The following is a 17,299-nucleotide window of genomic DNA, read 5'->3' as shown; positions in this document are numbered from 1 at the left end:
CTGACGATCACCGTTGTCGTTCTCGTGATCCTGATCCTCATCGCGATCCTCTAGCTGATCACCTGCAGGATCGGGCGGTTGCCGGCGTTGGTGCGGCTGTCGAGGGACACGGCGAGTCCGGTCGTGGGCTGGGCGAGCGCAATCGTGGCGATGCAGTCGCCGGCGTGCTGGGCCTGCACGTGTGCGGTCACGTCGAGCGGGACCAGCGCGACCACGTCGAGCAGCGCCTGCGGGGAGCCGATCTCCCCGTCCCACCAGTTGTCGTACGCTGCGTCGGCAGCCTTGTAGGCGTTGGCCGTCAGATGATCCAATCCCGTCGCCACGGCCGAGGCCAGCCCGGCGTCGCCGGTCAGCCCGGTGCCGGCATCGCGTAGGCGGCGGCCATCGTGCGTAGCGGGTAAAACTGGCGGTCATGCGCCCCGAGACGCTGCCGAGCGGCAGGTCCGGCCACAGCCCGCCGGCGCCCGGCGCCATCGTCGAGCGATACTGGTCGGCGGTCGATCCGGTCTGGGTCAGCTTGGTCGCACACGGCTCGGTGGACGGGTCATAGCCCGTCCCCACCAGGAATCCCGCTCACCGTGCCGGAGCGTGTCATACTCGTCGGCTGCCGACGCAGGCCGGATTCCCGTCCCCAGCAGTAAAGCCGCCGCGCCTCCACCGGCTTCGGCCCGCAGAACCGTGCGTCTCGTCCACGTCATTCGGTCACGGTAGGGGTGGTTTCGGAGGGTGCACAAGCGGCCGTCGGGCTGGGATTCGTTGTTGGGTGGTGGTTTCTTGCTTTCGGCCGTTTCCCGGCTGCGTCGGAACGCCGGGGTGGTCCCGTTGTGCTTGCTGGGCACGGCGTTCCGCGGCACGACTGTGGACAGGCGCCCCGTGTACCGATTGCGGGGCAGCCCTGTCCACAGCCGTGCACCGGAGTCGGTTTCCCTCGGCTAGTGTCGCGCGTCATTAATTCATTGACATTGTGGGACGATGGGTATGCCATCTCTGCACTGGAACTGAGCGATGCGGATCGGGTTGCGTTGGCGTCGTGGACGAGGTCGTGCACGCAATCGGCTGGCCGTGCTGAACGGGCTCGGATCGTGTTGGCCGTCGCCGATGGTGCTGGCACCTCGGCTGCGGCACGGCAGGTCGGAGTGTCGCGTCCGACGGTGATCAAGTGGCGCGACCGGTTCGCCGCGGATGGGCTGGCCGGCTTGGAGGACGGGGCGCGGACTGGCCGCCCCAAGAAGATCGATGACGCCGCGATCATCGCGGCCACGCTGGAGCCTCCGCCGGAGAAACTGGGAGTGACGCACTGGTCCTCGCGGCTGCTGGGCAAGCACCTGGGCATCGGGGACGCCACCGTGGCGCGGGCGTGGCGCAAGTACCAGGTCAAGCCGTGGCGACGAGAGACGTTCAAGTTCTCCACCGACCCCGAGCTGGAGGCCAAGGTCCGTGATGTTGTCGGGCTCTATCTCTACCCACCGCAGAACGCGATCGTGGTGTGCGTGGACGAGAAGTCCCAGATCCAAGCGCTGAACCGCACCGCACCGATCCTGCCGCTGCGGCCCGGGCTGCCAGAGAAGGCGACCCACGACTACAAGCGCAACGGCACCACCACGCTGTTCGCCGCTCTCGAGGTCGCCACCGGCAAGGTGACCGACCAGTGCTACGACCGGCACGGCAAGGCTGAGTTCCTCGACTTCCTCAAGAAGGTCGCCAAGGCCTACCCGCGTCGCGAGCTCCACGTCGTGCTGGACAACTACCACACCCACAAGCACGACGACATCAACCGCTGGCTGGCCAAGAACCGCCGCGTGACCTTGCACTTCACGCCCACCAGCGGCTCTTGGCTGAACCTCGTCGAGGTCTTCGGGATCATCACCCGCCAAACAATCCGACGCGGATCCTTCGACTCCGTCAAGCAACTCGTCGGCGCAATCCGCACCTCATCAACGGTTGGAACGACCGACGCCACCCCTTCACCTGGACCAAGACCGCCGACGAGATCCTCCCGCACGCCACCCGTAAACGAGATTCAGACGCGCGACGCTAGCCTTCATTAATCGTCGATAAAGATCTCTTCGATCTTCAGGTTGAACAGCCTGGCAAGGCGGAAGGCGACTGGGAGGCTTGGGTCGAACTTCCCTTTCTCGATTGCGTTGACCGTCTGTCTTGACACGCTGATACGTTGGGCCAGGTCTGCCTGGGTCCAGTTGCGTTCAGTCCGAAGGTCCTTGAGGCGGTTCTTCATCGGTACCGGAGGTTTCCAACGGCGATGGCGGTCACGTAGACGACTGCCAGTAGCGCGGAGGAGATTCCGGCGTCGTCGAAGGCGATTAGGTCGGCTTGGTCAGCGGCGACATAGGCGAATCCGACGACATACCCCACTCCGAGGGTGACCGCCAGCGCATCCTGCATGATCTTTCGCTGCAACTCATCGATTCCTCGGAGAAAGCGGGCGTGCGCGACGATCCATCCGATGCCAACGGCAAGGTTGGCGGCAACGGCGGCCCAGCTCGCCACCGGCTGCGAATCCCACAGGAAGTTGGGGCCGAAGGTGGCCAAGGCAAAGGTTGCTACCCAGGCGAGCGTCCAGAGGGCAAGTCGAGCGGGTCCCGCGGTCGAGTCCTGATGGCTGTCCCCGGTCTGGTCTTGTGCTTGCATGAGCCGTCCTTTCCATTGCGAGATGTCAAATACACTTGACACGATACTGACCTGGCTGCGCTGAGATGTCAAGTTCACTTGACAGTGGATGGCCGGCCAGGGGCAAGGCCGCATGGGACTGCCGCCAGGTCCGCCTCACAGCGCTTCCCCCGCAGCACCATCTGGACCTCGTTGGGTCGGTCACGCGTATTGCCCGCGAGCGACCGGTCCGCCCCACCCCTCGCCGGGAGCCTGGCGACCTACCTCGCTGGCTTGGATGCCCGGACGGATCGGGCAGCGCTGTGACGGTTTCGATGCGGGGTGATGTCCGCGGGTGACGGCTTCCGCTACATGTTGAAGTCCGTAGCCGCCGAAGACGGCGCCCGTGATCAGTGTCAATGAATTAATGACGCGCGACACTAGTTGAGCCGGTCACTAGGCAATGACCTGGCAGGTGTGGGTGCGCCTTGGGTGGGGCTGGTGGCGAGGTGGGGTCGCACGCCTGTGGACAGGTGCCCCGTCCACACTCGCGGGGCCCGCCCTGCCCACAGGCGCGCTCACCTTGAAAAGACCTTTTCCAAAATTTCTTGTGAAGAAAAGAAAATTAGAACGGTGGAGGATCCGGGTCCCACTCGCTCGGCGCGGTGACCGGCTCGGGCTCCACCACGTGCGTCAACCCCAAGGGGCTGGTCCACTCCAGCCGGTCCCGGCCAAACTTACGCACCCGCCACCCACCCTCGTGTTTGGCGCGGTGGTGCCGCCGGCACAGGCACTGGCAGTTCTGGTCACAGGTGGCGCCGGTTGGCCAGGGGATGCGGTGGTCGACGTCGCACTGGCGGGCGCGGCGGGTGCAGCCGGGGTAGCGGCAGGTGCGGTCGCGCACTTGCACAAAAGTCTTCAACGATTCCGGTGGTGTGTAGCTCGGCGCGGTGAGATCGACCATGGCGCCGGTGTGGGGGTCGGTGCGCAGCCACCGCCACGACGTGGCCTCGGCCGCCAACTCCCGGGCCGCCTGGGCGGTCACGGGCAGCCCGTCGACCTCCGCCGGGTGTGCCGCGGCGGTGCCGGGGGCGGGCATCGTCAGGTGAACCTCCACCGCCCGGTTGCTCGTGTCATTGCCGAACAACAAATCTAGGGCGATGTCGGCCTCGATGTGCTGCAGTGTGCGGGGTTCGTTGCCCAGCGCCTTCAATGCTCGGGCTCGGTCGGCGATGACCGCGTGGGCGGTGGCGATGTGCTCTGCCGTGTGGTGGATGGTCAGCGCCGCCATCCCCGGTTCGGTGGGGTAGGCATCGACCCGCCGCCCGCGGACCCGTTCCGTGCGGCGTTCCTCGGCGCCCTCCGGGTCCACCGCCAACACTGCCTTGGCCAGGGTGTTGCGTAGCTGGGTGGGGGTTTGCTGGCCGGCTTTGTCCAGCACCTGGGCTTCGACGGCCAGGGCGTGGTCGTCGGACAACTCGGCCACCGCGTCGGCGATCAGCTGGGCCTTGTACTCCTCGATCCACCCCTGATCCAACGCCACCAGGGTTTGCGGCAGCCGGTCAACCAGAGCCCTCGCGAACTTCAGCCGGCGTCGGGCGGCGCGGTCGGAGAGGTGCAGCTGGGTGGCCACCTCCAGGTAGGCGAACTCATCACCCTCGGTGGCAGCGGCGTAGGCGGCCAACTGGCGCAACTGCACCGCCTGGTAGTGACCAATCAGGACACCGGCCAACGCCGCATCCCCGAGGAGATCCCGAGGCTCGGTCGCGGGCTGGTGGTCCTGGATGACGAGCACACCGACACGCTAGCCGACCCCACCGACAATTCCGGGCCGTCAACGGCTTGATCAACAAAATTGGGGAAGATCTTTTAGCGTGAGTTCACCTTCGGGGCCGACAGCCGACTCTGGTGATCATGAGTGAAGCCCTTGGTCGACATTCCTCTTGCGACAGTGGACGATCACACCAAGGGCTTCGGTGATCAGTGTGCACGGTACCGGTGCTGCCGGCGCATGGGGGACCAGCTCACCCGCTTCCGTCAAGGGTTCTACCAGTGCCTGTCTCGGCGGGCGGATGCGTTGTTCGAGCTGTGCGACGCGGTGTTGTGCGCTGAGGGCGCGGTCCGATCGCTGCCGGAGTTGTCCCTGGTGGGGGAGCATCGCCGGACCGCTCCCCCGCGGCTTTCGGCGCGCCCGCACCACAATCGGCTCAGCAGCCGGCGCGCCGAAACCCACTCGGCCGGGTCCGGGACGCCGCGCAGGACACTCCAACCAACGACCAGCCCCGCGCCACGACGTGCACATTGTGCCAGCCCAGACACCCAGAAACCCCGCAACCACAAAGCATCCAAGTCGAACACCCTACGACCCCGCCGAACGGGTTGAAACTCAAGCTCGGGGAGCGCGGCGTTCTGATGCCGTCAACGTTGCGTAAGAGTGCGGGCGGTGGCGTCAAGGTCTCGTGAGGGGCGGGCGTGGGGTCGGGCTGCGGGTGCAGGGTTCGGATGTGGGACTGTCAGGAGGGTGGGTCCTGGGACTGGAAGGGGACCTACAGATGGCCGATCTGGGTGCGGCGTGTTGTTGATCGCTGGGGCGCGGGAGAACGGCCGGACCGAGCAGCGGATGCGCGAGCTCGTCGCGGCCAACACCACCGGTCGCGGCTTCGGCTTTGTCGGTGAGCCGGGGGTGAACGTGCTCACGCTCAACCTCGCCGCGCAGCCGCACGGCAAGGGGCACACTGAGTGGCGTGAGCAGGGGAGAGTTGCGGATCTACCTCGGCGCCGCGCCCGGCGTCGGCAAGACGTACGCGATGCTCGGCGAGGCGCACCGCCGGCTCGAGCGCGGCACCGACGTGGTCGTCGGCTTCGTCGAGACCCACGGCCGGGCCAAGACCGCCGCCCTGCTCGACGGCCTGGAGATCCTCCCGCGCCGGCGCCTCGAGTACCGCGGGCACGAGTTCACCGAGATGGACGTCGACGCCGTGCTCGCGCGCAAACCCGAGGTCGCGATCGTCGACGAGCTGGCCCACACCAACGTGTCCGGCTCCCGCAACGCCAAGCGGTGGCAGGACATCGAGGAGCTGCTCGACGCCGGCATCGACGTGCTGTCCACGGTGAACGTCCAGCACCTGGAGAGCCTCAACGACGTCGTCGAGCGGATCACCGGGGCACATCAGCACGAGACCGTGCCCGACGAGATCGTGCGCCGGGCCGAGCAGATCGAGTTGGTCGACATCACCCCGGAGGCCCTGCGCCGCCGGCTCGCCCACGGCAACGTCTACCCGGCGCACCGCGTCGACGCCGCCCTTGCCAACTACTTCCGGCCGGGAAACCTGACCGCGCTGCGCGAGCTGGCCCTGCTGTGGGTGGCCGACCAGGTCGACGTGGCCCTGCAGCGGTACCGCACCGAGAAGCAGATCACCGACACCTGGGAGGCCCGCGAGCGGGTCGTGGTCGCGATCACCGGCGGGCCGGAGAGCGAGACCCTGATCCGCAGGGCGCGGCGGGTCGCCGCCCGCGCCGGCGCCGAGCTGATGGTGCTGCACGTCCTGCGCGGCGACGGGTTGGCCGGCGTCGGGCCGCAGGGCATCGCCCGGCTCCGCACGCTCGCCGACGACGTCGGGGCCACCTTCCACACGGTGGTCGGCGACGACGTGCCGACCGCCCTGCTCGACTTCGCCCGTGGCGCCAACGCCACCCAGCTGGTCCTCGGCACCTCCCGCAGGTCCCGCTGGGCCCGGCTGGTCGACGAGGGCATCGGATCGGCCGTTGTGCGGGCGTCCGGGCCGATCGACGTGCACATGGTCACCCATGATGAGGCCGGTCGGGGTCGGCGCCTGCGGTTCGGCCGCAGCCCGCTCATCCGGGCGCGGCAACTGGTCGGCTGGGCCCTTGCCGCCGCGGCCCCGGCGCTGATGACCGTGATCGGCGTGCTGCTGCGCGACCACGTGAGCATGTCCACCGACGTGGTGGGCTACTTCCTGGTTGTAGTACTGATCGCGGTCATCGGCGGCCTCGGCCCGGCGCTCCTCGCGGCGGCAATTTCCGCGGGACTGCTCAACTTCTTCTTCACCGAGCCCTACTACTCGCTGCAGGTGGCACACAGCGAGAACGTGATCACCCTGGTCGTCATGGCGATCGTCGCCGTGCTGGTCGCCCTCGTCGTGGACAGCTCGGCCCGCCGCGGCGAGCTGGCCGCGCGGGCCCGAACCGAGGCCGCCCTGCTCGCCTCCTACGCGCGCACCGTGCTCACCCATCCGCGGCCGCTTGACCGGTTGCTGACCCAGGTGCGGGAGAACTTCGGCATGTCCTCGGTGGCGCTGCTGGAACGCCGGGACGGGGACTGGCATCAGGTGACCTGCGTTGGCGCGCCCGGCTGCCGCATGCCCGACGAGGCCGATGTGGACGTTCCGGTCACCGACGACGTGCACCTGGCGCTGCGCGGCCGGATCCTGCCCGCCGCCGATCGCGTCGTGCTCGAGGCGGCCGCCGGGCAGGCGCTGCTCACGTTGCGCCAGCAGCGGACCGCCCTGCGGGCCGCCGAGGCCACCAGGCGCGCCGAGGCCACCCAGCTGCGCACCGCCCTGCTCTCGGCCGTCGGGCACGACCTGCGCACCCCGCTCACCTCGATCAAGGCCGCGGTCGGCAGCCTGCGCGCACCCGATCTTCGACTGTCTGCTGAGGATCGATCCGAGTTGCTTGCCACCATCGAGGAATCCACCGACCGGCTCACCAGCCTGGTGAACAACCTGCTCGACTCGTCCCGAATCGCCGCAGGCGCCGTGCAGCCCGTGCTGCGACCGGTCGGATACGACGAGGTCGTTGCGCACGCTCTGTCCGGAGTGGACGGTAAGGTGCGGATCTCCGTCGACGTCGACGAGCACCTGCCGCACGTCGTGGCCGACCCCGGCCTGCTGGAGCGCGTCGTGGCCAACGTGGTGGACAACGCGCTGCGGCACGGCGTGCTCGCCCCGCCCCGTCCGGTCGATGTGGACGGTGACGGCCGGATCGCCCCGGACGAGCCGGTGATCGCGATCCGGGCCAGCGCCTACGGCGACCGGGTGGAGCTGCGCGTGGTCGACCACGGCCGGGGACTGTCCAAGAAGGCGATCGACACCGTGTTCACCCCGTTCCAACGGCTCGGCGACCGGGACGCCACCCCGGGCGTGGGCCTCGGCCTTTCGGTGGCCAAGGGCTTCGTCGACGCCATGGGTGGCGCCATCCGCGCCGAGCACACCCCCGGCGGCGGTCTGACCATCGTGATCTCCCTGCCCGCCGAGAAGAGCGCGGTATGAACACGGTGCTGATCGTTGACGACGAACCCCAGATCCTGCGTACCCTGCGGATCAACCTCACCGCCCGCGGCTACCGGGTGATCACCGCCGTGGACGGCGCCACCGCCGTGCGCGCCGCCGCCGAGGCCAAGCCCGACGTGATCATCCTCGACCTCGGCCTGCCCGACATCCACGGCACCACCGTGATCGAACGCGTCCGCGGCTGGAGCGGCGTGCCGATCATCGTGCTGTCCGCCCTGGGTGACTCGGCGGACAAGGTCACCGCCCTCGACGCTGGCGCCGACGACTACGTCACCAAACCCTTCGGCATGGACGAGCTCCTCGCCCGCCTGCGCGCCGCCGTGCGCAGGGCGACCGAGCTCGCGCCCGCGGACGGCGACGCCGTCGTCGAAACCGAGCACTTCACCGTGGATCTGGCGGCCAAGAAGGTGCACCGCGACGGCGCCGAGGTCCACCTCACGCCCACGCAGTGGGGCATCCTGGAGACCCTGGTCCGCAACCGCGGCAAGCTCGTGCCGCAGAAGCAGCTGCTGCGCGAGGTGTGGGGGCCGGGCTACGACACGCAGACCCACTACCTGCGTGTCTACTTGGGACAGCTGCGGCGCAAGCTCGAGCCCGATCCGTCCCGGCCCCGCTATCTGATCACCGAGGCCGGCATGGGGTACCGCTTCGAGCTCTGATCGCGGTGTGCGGCCGGAGTCAGTGCCGGGGTCGAATCGAATGCCTGGTTGTCTCGAGGGCGCGGATGAGGCCGGCAAGGCCGAGCTTGAGGCCGTCCTGCTCGGCGGGGGTCATGGTCTCGAACAGCTCGGCGTGGTAGGTGTGGAAGTGCTGGGCGATGCGCCTTGCGATGCCCCGGCCGCGTGGGGTGAGGCGCAGGCGGTAGTAGCGGCGGTTGGTCGCGTCGCGCTCGCGGGACAGCCATTCGCGCCGTTCCAGGGCGGCGGCAAGGCGGCTGACCGTGCTCTTCTCGAGGCCGAGGCGGTCGGCAAGCTCCTGTTGGGACAGTGGGCCCGCGTCGGCCAGCTCGGCGAGGGCGAACAGCTCCGAAAGGGACAGGCGCACGCCGCCGTGCTCGTGGGATTCGAGCAGGCCGCCGGCGCGGACCAGCGCGCGGAGGAGCCGGCGCAGCCAGTCGTCCGGGAAGGTCCCGGAGTCCACAGTTGTGTCGTACAACTATCCGTCCTATCATCGGTCGCCAGAGTTGTATCGTACAACTACGAAGGGGTTGCGACATGCCGTCTCTGCACCATGCGCGGGCGCACAAGGCGGGCGCCTTCCGCCACCCGGCCGCCTATGACCGGCTCGCCCGGCGGGCTCGCCGCCTGCACGCGCGGGTGGTCGCCGACGTGGCCGCCGCCGGGTTGGCCGACGGCGCCCGGGTGCTCGACGCCGGGACCGGGCCGGGGCGGGTGCCGCTGGCGATCGCCGCCGCCCGGCCGGGGTTGCGCGTCGAGGGCATCGACCTGTCCGGGGAGATGATCGAGCATGCCCGGCGGCTGGCGGTCGACGCCGGCGTGCGGGACCGGGTCGGCTTCACCGTGTCCGACGTCGCCGACCTGAGCTATCCGGACGGCACGTTCGACCTGATCGTGTCGACGCTGAGCCAGCACCACTGGGCCGACGTCGGGGGCGGGATCCGGGAGCTGCGGCGCGTGGTCAAGCCCACCGGGCAGATCTGGATCTACGACATCCGGTTCGCGCTGCGCAGGGCCGAAGCCGCCGCCCGCGCCGTGTCGCCGCGGTGCGACGTTGGGAAGGAGGTCGTCCGGACGGGGCCGCTGTCGCTCGGGCTGATCGCCCGGTTGACGATCCGGCCGACGGGCTGACGTCGGACAGGCAGCCGGAGTGATGAATCGGTTCGGCTGCCGCTATTCGGTCCATTGACTGGATAGTTCGGGTCGAACTAGGGTCGACTTACTTATCCGGTTCAGTAAGAGTAAGCGAGCGCGACGATGAGGATGCGCATCGCCACGGCGCTGGCCGCGGTGACCCTGCTGGCCGCCGGCGGAGCCGCTCCGGTGGCCGCCGAACCCGAGGCCGGAGCCGGCTTCGTCACCAGGCACGGCAAGGACTTCCGGCTCGACGGCAAGCCCTTCCGGTTCGCCGGCTCCAACAACTACTACCTGATGTACAAGTCGCCGCTGATGGTCGACGACGTGTTCGCCGACGCAAGGGCCGCGGGGTTCACCGTGCTGCGCACCTGGGGCTTCCTCGACATCGGCAACCAGGACGGGTCCAACTCGGTGCGCGGCAAGCAGGAGGGCGTCTACTTCCAGTACTGGGACGGGGACTCGCCGGCCTACAACGACGGCCCGGACGGGCTGCAGAAGCTGGACTACGTGCTCGCCTCGGCCCGGCGGCACGGGATCAGGCTGGTCATTCCGCTGACCAACAACTGGAACGACTTCGGCGGCATGGACCAGTACGTGCGCTGGGCCGGCGGGCAGTTCCACGACGACTTCTACACCAACCCGGTGATCCGCGGCTGGTACCAGGACTGGATCAGCCACGTGCTCAACCGGGTCAACTCGCTGACCGGCGTGGCGTACAGGGACGATCCGACGGTCATGGCGTGGGAGCTCGGCAACGAGCCGAGGTGCCTGTCCGCCGGCGCCTACCCGCGCTCGCCGAACTGCACCACCGCCACCCTGACGAGCTGGGCCGACCAGATCAGCCGGCACATCAAGACGGTGGACCCGAACCACCTGGTCGGCGTCGGCGACGAGGGCTTCTTCTGCGACGACCCGGCGCACGAGGACTGGACCCGCACCTGCGGCGAGGGCGTGGACACGATCGCGTTCGCCCGGCTGCCGGCGATCGACATGATGTCGTTCCACATCTACCCGGCGGCCTGGGGCAAGGACCTCCCGTGGACCTTCGACTGGATCCGCCGGCACGTCCGGGAGGCCGACCGGGTCGGCAAACCGGCGTTCTGGGGCGAGTTCGGCTGGCTGGACAAGGCCACCCGCAACACCGTCTACAAGGCCTGGACCGACCTGTTCGACCAGGAGGGCGGCGACGGCTGGCTGTACTGGATCCTGTCCGGCGTGCAGGACGACGGCACGCTCTACCCGGACTTCGACGGGTTCACCGTGTACTGCCCGACCCCGGTCTGCCAGACGCTGACCAACGCCGGCGAGGAGCTGACCGGCGCGCAGCGCTCCCGGCCACCGGTCGCCGATCACGACGGCGCGGTGGTGGAGTTCAACCGGCCGGCGACGCTCATCCCCGCGTCGAACGACGTCGCCTACCGCACCTACCTCAAGCCGGCGACAGTCGACTTGGATCCCGCCGCGGCGGGCCGGCAGGCCACGGTGACCGTGCCCGGTGGAGTGTTCACAGTGGACGGTTCGGGTGTCGTCACGTTCACGCCGGCCGACGGATTCGTCGGCAAGGCGGTCGCTCGGTACACCATTCGGGACGCGGCGGGCCGAGTGTCCAATGTGGCCGATCTGATCGTGACGGTGAAGCCGGATCCCTCGGCGGACATTCCGCTGGCGACGTTCGAGACCGGCACCGAGGGCTGGGCGCCGGGCAACTGGCTGCCCGACGCCGGGGTGGTCAGCCAGACCGCCGACTTCCACCCCCAGGGCTCGTTCGGCCTGCACCTGGACGTCACCGCCGGGCACTGGTTCGGCGTCACGTTCGCCGAGCCGCTCAACCTGTCCGCCAAGTCGCAGATCGTCTACGAGCTGCGCACCGGGGCGAACGGCACCCCCGTCGCGCTGGCCATGCAGACCGGTCCGTCGTTCACCTGGTGCCAGAGCTCGTTCCCGTTCATCCAGCCCGACACCACCACGACCATCACCGTCGATCTGCTGAGTGATTTCTCGTGTGGCAGCGAGGTTCTGGGCGACGTGCGGGTCTTGTACCTATTCCTCAACCCCGGCTCGTATGACATCGACAACGTCCGCGCCAGGTAATCCAGGGAGGTGGCTCATGCGACTGCGCCACCGGCTGGCTGTGCCGCTGGGCCGGCGCCGAGGCCATGGCCGACGCCGTCGACCTGTCCCTGCTCCGCCCCCGCCTGCCCGCGGCCTCGTGACCTAGGCCGGCGTGTCGCCCGGTTGGGTGTCGGCCGGTTCGGGGAGTTGGTGGAGCACACCGGTGGCGGGCCGGTTGTCGGGTGGGTTGCGGGCGAGCTGGATGCTGATGTGCTCGGCGGTGGTCGGGCGGCCGAGGTGGAAGCCCTGGCCGAGGTCGCAGCCGAGGGTGGTCAGCCGGTGGGCCTGGGCGGGTGTCTCGATGCCCTCCGCGGTCACCGTCAGGTCGAGGTCGTGGCTCAGGGAGATCAGGGCCGGCAGGATCGTGCTGTTGGAGTGGCCGGTGCTCGGGTCGTCGATGCCCTGCAGGAAGTTCGGGGCGAGCTTGACGGCGTGCACCGGCAGGTCGGCGAGGTAGGCCAGGGACGAGTAGCCGGTGCCGAAGTCGTCGATGGCGAGCTGGATGCCGGAGCGGGCGAGGACGCGCAGGCTGTGCGCGGCGGTGTCGCCGGTGTCGACGATCGCGCTCTCGGTGATCTCCAGTTGCAGCCGGTGCGGGCGCAGACCGGTGCGGCCGAGCGTGGCCATGATGGCGGCCGGCAGGTCCGGATCGCGGAGCTGGGCGACCGAGAGGTTGACGCTGATCAGGATCGGGTCGTGCTCGCGCTGCCAGACGACCGCCTGCCGGCAGGCCTGCTCCAGCAGGAACAGGCCGAGCTGCGTGATCAGCCCGGTGCTCTCGGCGAGCGGGATGAAATGGGCCGGGCCGATCAGCCCGTGGATCGGGTGCTGCCAGCGGGCAAGCGCCTCGACGCCGACGATGCGCCGGTCGGCGAGCCGGACAAGGGGCTGGTAGGCCACGGTGAACTCGCCGCGGGCCAGCGCCGCCGGCATGGCCGCGGTCATCGCGTGCCGGTGCACCTCGCTGGCGTAGCTGCCCGGGTCGAAGGTGGTCCACCGGCCGCGGTAGTGGTTCTTGGCCCAGCCCAGGGTGATCTCGGCGGTGCGTAACAGCTCCTCGGGATCGATGTCGCCGGCCGCGTGCTCCACGATGCCGGCGCTGGCCGAGATCGCCAGGCGATGCCCGTTGAGGTTGACCGGCTCGCGCAGCGCGCGCAGCACGTGGTCGGCCACCTTGGCCACGTCGTCCGTGCCGGTGGTGTTCTTGACCACGATGGCGAACTCGTCCCGGCCGAGGTGAGCCAGGAAATCTCCGGACCGGTTGGCGATCGCGCGCAGCCGGCGCGCGACGGCCCGCAGCAGCCGGTCCCCGTTGTCGTGCCCGAGGTTGTCGTTGACCGCCTTGAAGCGGTCCAGGTTGATCAGACACATGCCCAGCCGGGCGCCGTTCGGCGAGTCGGTCATCACCTCGCTGAGCCAGCTGGTGAGCCGGGCACGGTTGGGCAGGCCGGTCAGCTGCTCGCACAGCAGGGCGCGCTGCAGCCGGAGCTGGAGCATCTTCTGCCGGTCGCGCCAGGCCACCCGCTCGGCCCGGTTGATGTCCTCGGCCGCGGCGAGCGCGACCCTGCGCATCGACTCGGTGTAACCGGCGGCGAGCTGGCCGAGCAGCGCGGGCAACCGGGCCGGCACCTCCCGGTGGGTCGGGCCGAGCGCGGCGACGAGCCGCTCGCCGAGCAGCGTGAGGGTGGCGCCGAGCGCCTCCGGCGAGGAGATCTGGGCGGCGACCAGCCCGGCGCCGACCCGGTACCCCACCCCGGCGTCGAACGGATCCGCGTCCAGCGCCGCGGCCAGCTGACGCAGCGAATCGTCGAGGACGGTCTTGATCTCCTCGGAACCGCCCGGCACGAAGGCGGTCTGCACCACCGCCTTGAGCCAGGTCCGCACCAGGTGGCCGTGCTCTCCGGCGACGGCGTCCTGGTGACCAGCCGTATCGCGCTGGGCCTCGTGGTGTGGCCCTGTCGGTTCACTCATCTGGCCTGATGACCTCACAGGGCTGCTCCGGCCCCCAGCTGACGAGGTCAATTATGTGGTCTTGACGGGTCTGGAGGCTAGGAGGACGCCGTGCCGCCCGCGTGATCAGGGCTTGTGTGCGACGGCGGCCAGCATTTCCGGTCGAGGTTCGGCGTCCACCTCGTCCGGGTCGGGATGCCAGTCGGAGATCGGCACGATGCCCGGTTCGACCAGCTCCAAGCCGTCCAGCAGGTCCGCGACCTGCTCCGCCGTGCGCAGGTGCAGCGGGGTCGGGGTCCGCTTGTACACCTTGTGCAGGGAATCGATCTCCTCGTCGAGCTCCGGCACCGGCGTGCCGTGCGACAGCACGATGTAGCTGCCGCGCACGGTGGCGTCGCGCAGCTGGGCCAGGATGCCGCCCGGGTCGTCGGCGTCGGGGAGAAAGTGCAGCACCGCCACCAGGAGCACCGCAACCGGCTCGGCGAAGTCCAGCAGCTCCGTCACGTCCGGGTGGTTGAGGATGTCGGCGGGACGGCGGATGTCCGCCTCCACCACCTCGACGCGCGGGTACTCCGCAAGCATCGCCCTGCTGTGCGCGACCGCGACCGGATCGATGTCCACGTACATCACGCGGGCCTCCGGTGCGGCCCGCAGCGCGATCTCGTGCACGTTGCCCAGGGTCGGTATGCCCGAGCCGATATCCAGGAACTGGGTGATCCCGGCCTTGACCAGCCACCGCACCGCCCGGCCGAGAAATGCGCGGTTGGCGTGGGCGACCCGGCGCGCTCCGGGCATCATCTGTTCGACCCGCTCGACGTTCTCCCGGTCGACCGCGAAATTGTGAAAGCCGCCCAGCGCGTAGTCGTACATCCGCGCCGCGTTGGGGACGGTCACGTCGATGCCTTCCGGCACCCAGTCCGGTAATTCCATTCCGCGCTCCTCGCCGCTACTCAGCGCACGCATCGTAGCGCCGGCCGTCACGGCGTCGTCGTGCCGGCCGTTCGCGTTCCGGCTGGCGGCGCTGAGCAGGTCGTCGAGCACCCGGCGGCCCCGACTGATTATCAAGCGGACAACGGGTACCGGCCCAGCCACGCCGTCCCGGTGTACTCCTTCATGGTGATCTCGACCCGGGTGAAGTCGGTCTTGTCGAGGAAGCCGGGCCGCAGCACTTCGTCGTGGAGCGTGTGCGTGAGCAGGATGGCAAGGTCGACCGCCTCGTCCTCGGCGATCGCCGCGCGCAGCACGTCGCTGTCCACGAGGCGGTGCAGGTCGACGATCAGGTCCCCGGTGAACCCGAGCGGGCCGTTGCCCAGCAGGCCCGTGCCGATGGCCATGCGCAGCCGCATGCGGTCCCGGTAGCGGGTGTTGTCGCGGGCGAGGCGCTCGGACAGCGCGGAGACGAGCACGGGCACGATCCGGGAGGAGTCGGCGCCGACCGGGAGGAAGACCACCTTGGAGTCACCGGCGACCGCGCTTTCCATGTCCCGCTGGCGAAATCCGAGGTCGGCGACGACCAGGCCGACCAGGTGGTCGAGGCGGTGCTGCAGGTCGTCACGGTCGTGCGCGCCGCGCCGGCCGAAGCCGACCATGTCGACGACGAAACCGATGCGCGGCGTGAACCCTTCCGGTACCGGTGCATGCTCGGGTGGTGGCGCGGACGGCTGCCCGACGACGTTGTGCTGGCCGGCCACGACGTTGCCGCCGACATTGCCGCCGACCTTGATCTCGTTGTGCATGTCGCTCATTTCGTTCGGCCCGGTCGGGCGGCGGCCAGGTCGGCGCCCACCCGGTTGCCGCTGCCGGCAACCACGTTGCCGCCGACGGATCCTCCGATTTGGACGCTGTTGTTGACGACCGTGGCGGCCTGCTGGTCGAACGAGGCGGGGGAGTAGCCGGCCGTGCGCATCATCCGGCTGACCGCGAGGACCAACCGACTCTCCATCATCTTGAGGTAGCGGTCGATGTCGGCCAGCTGGAAGTAGTTGTGCACGACGCGATCGGCGGCCAGCTCGCGCAGGGTGGTCGACACGCCGTACATGTCCGGGCTGATCGCGCCGCGATTGCGCGGCAGCGGTCGGATGCACGACAGCGTGTGCTGGATCCGGCCGAAGATCGACACGGGCAGCCGCGACAGGTCGAGCAGGGCCATTCCGGCCGGGCGCAGCGGCGAGCGCGGCAGCTGGTCGATCTCGCGGTACCGCTTCTTCAGCGGGCGCAACACGCACGGCGTCCACTCGACGTACAGGGCGCCGCGGCCGACCGCGACGTGGATGAACACCGACACGACCAGGTCACGGTCCCAGGTCTCGACCTGGTAGCACTGGTAGTACCTGGCCCACTCCAACGGGTCGAGCTTGATCGCCTGCGCGCGTTCCCTGCGGACCAGGGTGTAGGGCGCAAGTCCGGGGGCGCGCAGGAAGTCCGCGGCCGCCGGCTCGTTGAGGTGGTCGATGAGCTCGTCCGCGGAGACGATCACCAGCTCGCTGACGGCCAGCTCGCGCAGCCTGCGTCCGGGCGCCAGCGAGGCCGCCGCGCGCAGCGACTCGATCTCGTCGTGGATTCCCGCGTACAGCGAGTCGGTGGTCAGCTCGGCCGTGGGTTCGGCGTCGGGCAGCCGCTCCAGTGGGACCGCGATCGACCACGGGTCCTCCGGCACGCCCGCGCCCACGAATGGTTTGAAGTCCCGGTAGACGATCAGCGGCACCGGTCCGCCCGGCATCCGCTGCGGCTCGTCGGTGGCCGAGTTGGCGATCGTGGACCGCGGGTTCAGGTAGCGCGCGAGCTGGGCGAGGAACCGGTCCGGGCTGAACTGAAAAACCGATCGCTCCGCAAGCGGGGGAGCGGCCGTGCGGTTGAGCCGGTTCGGCCAGAAGCGCTCGTTGAGGTGCTTCCACACCACGAGGCGGTCGGCGAGCAGCACTCCGAGCATTGCCACGATGATCGCCAGACCGCCCGCGACGGAGCCACCCGACTCCGCGGCATAGACGTAGCCGTAGTCGTCGTAGCTGGGCCCGGGATCGACCAGGTCTTCCAGCGCGGCGAGCAGGTCCTTGCCGAACACCAGGAGGAGGCCGATCGCCAACGCGCCGCCGACCAGGTACAACGTCGGTGCGGCCGACTGCCCGGATCCCTTGAGCACGCGGGCAAGCGCCGGCATGCTGCACAGCACCGCCACCACGAGCCAGATGCCGAGCAGCTCGACCGGCGCCACCAGCAGGAAGCCGATCAGCAGGAGGATCAGCGCGATGTCCCGGAGCTTGCGCCGGGTCCGGGCGGCAACGGCCTCCCCGAGCACCTCGCCCGCGCCCACCCCTGGAGAGGCGGGCACCGGGCGGGTGTCTTCGACGAGGTACTCGCGGATGGCCTTGTTGGTGTAGTCGGGATCCATGTGCATCGCGGCGCACAGGTACCGGGTGGTGTCGTCGCGGGCCGGCGGCGCGGCGCCGTTGCCGTGCGCCGGGATCCCACGGGGCGGCGTAAAGTCGTCCACACTCATCTCTCAGT

The 17,299-nt window shown here is 69.4% G+C and carries 14 protein-coding genes and 2 pseudogenes; 7 read left to right on the top strand and 9 right to left on the bottom strand.

Annotated features, from left to right (window positions below):
- Nucleotides 1-50 precede the first annotated feature (50 nt).
- Nucleotides 51-353: a hypothetical protein gene (locus VGX25_RS03535; RefSeq protein ID WP_326916139.1), complete on the bottom strand. Its 303-nt coding sequence runs from the start codon at nucleotides 351-353 to the stop codon at nucleotides 51-53.
- Nucleotides 354-412: 59 nt separating this feature from the next.
- On the opposite strand from VGX25_RS03535, the gene VGX25_RS03530 reads away from it, so the two are divergent.
- Entirely contained in the window at nucleotides 413-550 is a 138-nt protein-coding gene (locus VGX25_RS03530) for a hypothetical protein (protein WP_326916111.1), read from the top strand.
- A gap of 433 nt (nucleotides 551-983) precedes the next feature.
- A pseudogene (locus VGX25_RS03525) lies at nucleotides 984-2,038 on the top strand (IS630 family transposase).
- A 6-nt stretch (nucleotides 2,039-2,044) separates the two neighbouring features.
- Here VGX25_RS03525 and VGX25_RS03520 read toward each other — a convergent pair.
- The 3 genes from VGX25_RS03520 to VGX25_RS03510 form a co-directional block, all read right to left on the bottom strand.
- Nucleotides 2,045-2,236, bottom strand: coding sequence for a helix-turn-helix transcriptional regulator (locus VGX25_RS03520; RefSeq protein ID WP_326916110.1), 192 nt, complete (start codon nucleotides 2,234-2,236; stop codon nucleotides 2,045-2,047).
- Complete coding sequence (locus tag VGX25_RS03515; protein ID WP_326916109.1) at nucleotides 2,233-2,649, bottom strand: hypothetical protein; 417 nt, start codon at nucleotides 2,647-2,649, stop codon at nucleotides 2,233-2,235. Before VGX25_RS03515 ends, VGX25_RS03520 begins: the two co-directional genes overlap by 4 nt.
- A 583-nt stretch (nucleotides 2,650-3,232) precedes the next feature.
- Nucleotides 3,233-4,402 carry an HNH endonuclease signature motif containing protein gene (locus VGX25_RS03510; protein ID WP_326916108.1) on the bottom strand — a complete coding sequence of 390 codons (1,170 nt, stop codon included), beginning with the start codon at nucleotides 4,400-4,402 and terminating at the stop codon, nucleotides 3,233-3,235.
- 639 nt (nucleotides 4,403-5,041) lie between these two features.
- Between VGX25_RS03510 and VGX25_RS03505 the strand changes: the two are divergent.
- From VGX25_RS03505 to VGX25_RS03495, 3 genes and pseudogenes are all read left to right on the top strand, one after another.
- A pseudogene (locus VGX25_RS03505) lies at nucleotides 5,042-5,305 on the top strand (potassium-transporting ATPase subunit C); the annotation flags it as partial.
- A gap of 46 nt (nucleotides 5,306-5,351) precedes the next feature.
- Entirely contained in the window at nucleotides 5,352-7,898 is a 2,547-nt protein-coding gene (locus VGX25_RS03500) for a sensor histidine kinase KdpD (protein WP_326916107.1), read from the top strand.
- Entirely contained in the window at nucleotides 7,895-8,578 is a 684-nt protein-coding gene (locus VGX25_RS03495) for a response regulator (protein WP_326916106.1), read from the top strand. The genes VGX25_RS03500 and VGX25_RS03495 overlap by 4 nt, the downstream gene beginning before the upstream one ends.
- 19 nt (nucleotides 8,579-8,597) lie before the next feature.
- Here VGX25_RS03495 and VGX25_RS03490 read toward each other — a convergent pair whose 3' ends face one another.
- Nucleotides 8,598-9,074 (bottom strand): MarR family transcriptional regulator, encoded by a 477-nt coding sequence (locus VGX25_RS03490; protein WP_326916105.1) that lies wholly within the window; start codon nucleotides 9,072-9,074, stop codon nucleotides 8,598-8,600.
- Between the two features lie 59 nt (nucleotides 9,075-9,133).
- On the opposite strand from VGX25_RS03490, the gene VGX25_RS03485 reads away from it, so the two are divergent.
- Both VGX25_RS03485 and VGX25_RS03480 read left to right on the top strand, forming a co-directional pair.
- The gene (locus VGX25_RS03485) at nucleotides 9,134-9,727 is read left to right on the top strand and encodes a class I SAM-dependent methyltransferase (RefSeq protein WP_326916104.1); all 594 of its coding nucleotides are present in this window, start codon (nucleotides 9,134-9,136) and stop codon (nucleotides 9,725-9,727) included.
- 126 nt (nucleotides 9,728-9,853) lie between these two features.
- A complete protein-coding gene (locus tag VGX25_RS03480; protein ID WP_326916103.1) occupies nucleotides 9,854-11,824 on the top strand; it encodes a cellulase family glycosylhydrolase in 1,971 nt (656 codons plus the stop codon).
- Nucleotides 11,825-11,947: 123 nt separating this feature from the next.
- Here the strand turns inward: VGX25_RS03480 and VGX25_RS03475 are convergent, their stop codons facing one another.
- The 4 genes from VGX25_RS03475 to VGX25_RS03460 all read right to left on the bottom strand — a co-directional run bounded on the left by VGX25_RS03475 (nucleotide 11,948) and on the right by VGX25_RS03460 (nucleotide 17,291).
- Complete coding sequence (locus VGX25_RS03475; RefSeq protein ID WP_326916102.1) at nucleotides 11,948-13,816, bottom strand: bifunctional diguanylate cyclase/phosphodiesterase; 1,869 nt, start codon at nucleotides 13,814-13,816, stop codon at nucleotides 11,948-11,950.
- Between the two features lie 105 nt (nucleotides 13,817-13,921).
- The gene (locus VGX25_RS03470; RefSeq protein ID WP_326916101.1) at nucleotides 13,922-14,860 is read right to left on the bottom strand and encodes an SAM-dependent methyltransferase; all 939 of its coding nucleotides are present in this window, start codon (nucleotides 14,858-14,860) and stop codon (nucleotides 13,922-13,924) included.
- Nucleotides 14,857-15,531, bottom strand: coding sequence for a hypothetical protein (locus tag VGX25_RS03465; protein ID WP_326916100.1), 675 nt, complete (start codon nucleotides 15,529-15,531; stop codon nucleotides 14,857-14,859). The genes VGX25_RS03470 and VGX25_RS03465 overlap by 4 nt, the downstream gene beginning before the upstream one ends.
- A 5-nt stretch (nucleotides 15,532-15,536) precedes the next feature.
- Nucleotides 15,537-17,291, bottom strand: coding sequence for a hypothetical protein (locus tag VGX25_RS03460; protein ID WP_326916099.1), 1,755 nt, complete (start codon nucleotides 17,289-17,291; stop codon nucleotides 15,537-15,539).
- Nucleotides 17,292-17,299 lie beyond the last annotated feature (8 nt).

The sequence above is a fragment of the Actinophytocola sp. genome (assembly GCF_035942955.1).
Classification (GTDB): Bacteria; Actinomycetota; Actinomycetes; order Mycobacteriales; family Pseudonocardiaceae; genus DASYTH01.
The sequence above is the reverse complement of the archived record's forward strand: the minus strand, read 5'-3'. Positions and strand labels throughout refer to the sequence as shown.

Bases quoted from the DNA above. Each gene is read 5' to 3' on its own strand.
- VGX25_RS03530 (WP_326916111.1), top strand. From the start codon at position 413: ATGCGCCCCGAGACGCTGCCGAGCGGCAGGTCCGGCCACAGCCCGCCG.
- VGX25_RS03520 (WP_326916110.1), bottom strand. From the start codon at position 2,236: ATGAAGAACCGCCTCAAGGACCTTCGGACTGAACGCAACTGGACCCAG.
- VGX25_RS03515 (WP_326916109.1), bottom strand. From the start codon at position 2,649: ATGCAAGCACAAGACCAGACCGGGGACAGCCATCAGGACTCGACCGCG.
- VGX25_RS03495 (WP_326916106.1), top strand. From the start codon at position 7,895: ATGAACACGGTGCTGATCGTTGACGACGAACCCCAGATCCTGCGTACC.
- VGX25_RS03485 (WP_326916104.1), top strand. From the start codon at position 9,134: ATGCCGTCTCTGCACCATGCGCGGGCGCACAAGGCGGGCGCCTTCCGC.
- VGX25_RS03480 (WP_326916103.1), top strand. From the start codon at position 9,854: ATGAGGATGCGCATCGCCACGGCGCTGGCCGCGGTGACCCTGCTGGCC.
- VGX25_RS03475 (WP_326916102.1), bottom strand. From the start codon at position 13,816: ATGAGTGAACCGACAGGGCCACACCACGAGGCCCAGCGCGATACGGCT.
- VGX25_RS03465 (WP_326916100.1), bottom strand. From the start codon at position 15,531: ATGCACAACGAGATCAAGGTCGGCGGCAATGTCGGCGGCAACGTCGTG.
- VGX25_RS03460 (WP_326916099.1), bottom strand. From the start codon at position 17,291: ATGAGTGTGGACGACTTTACGCCGCCCCGTGGGATCCCGGCGCACGGC.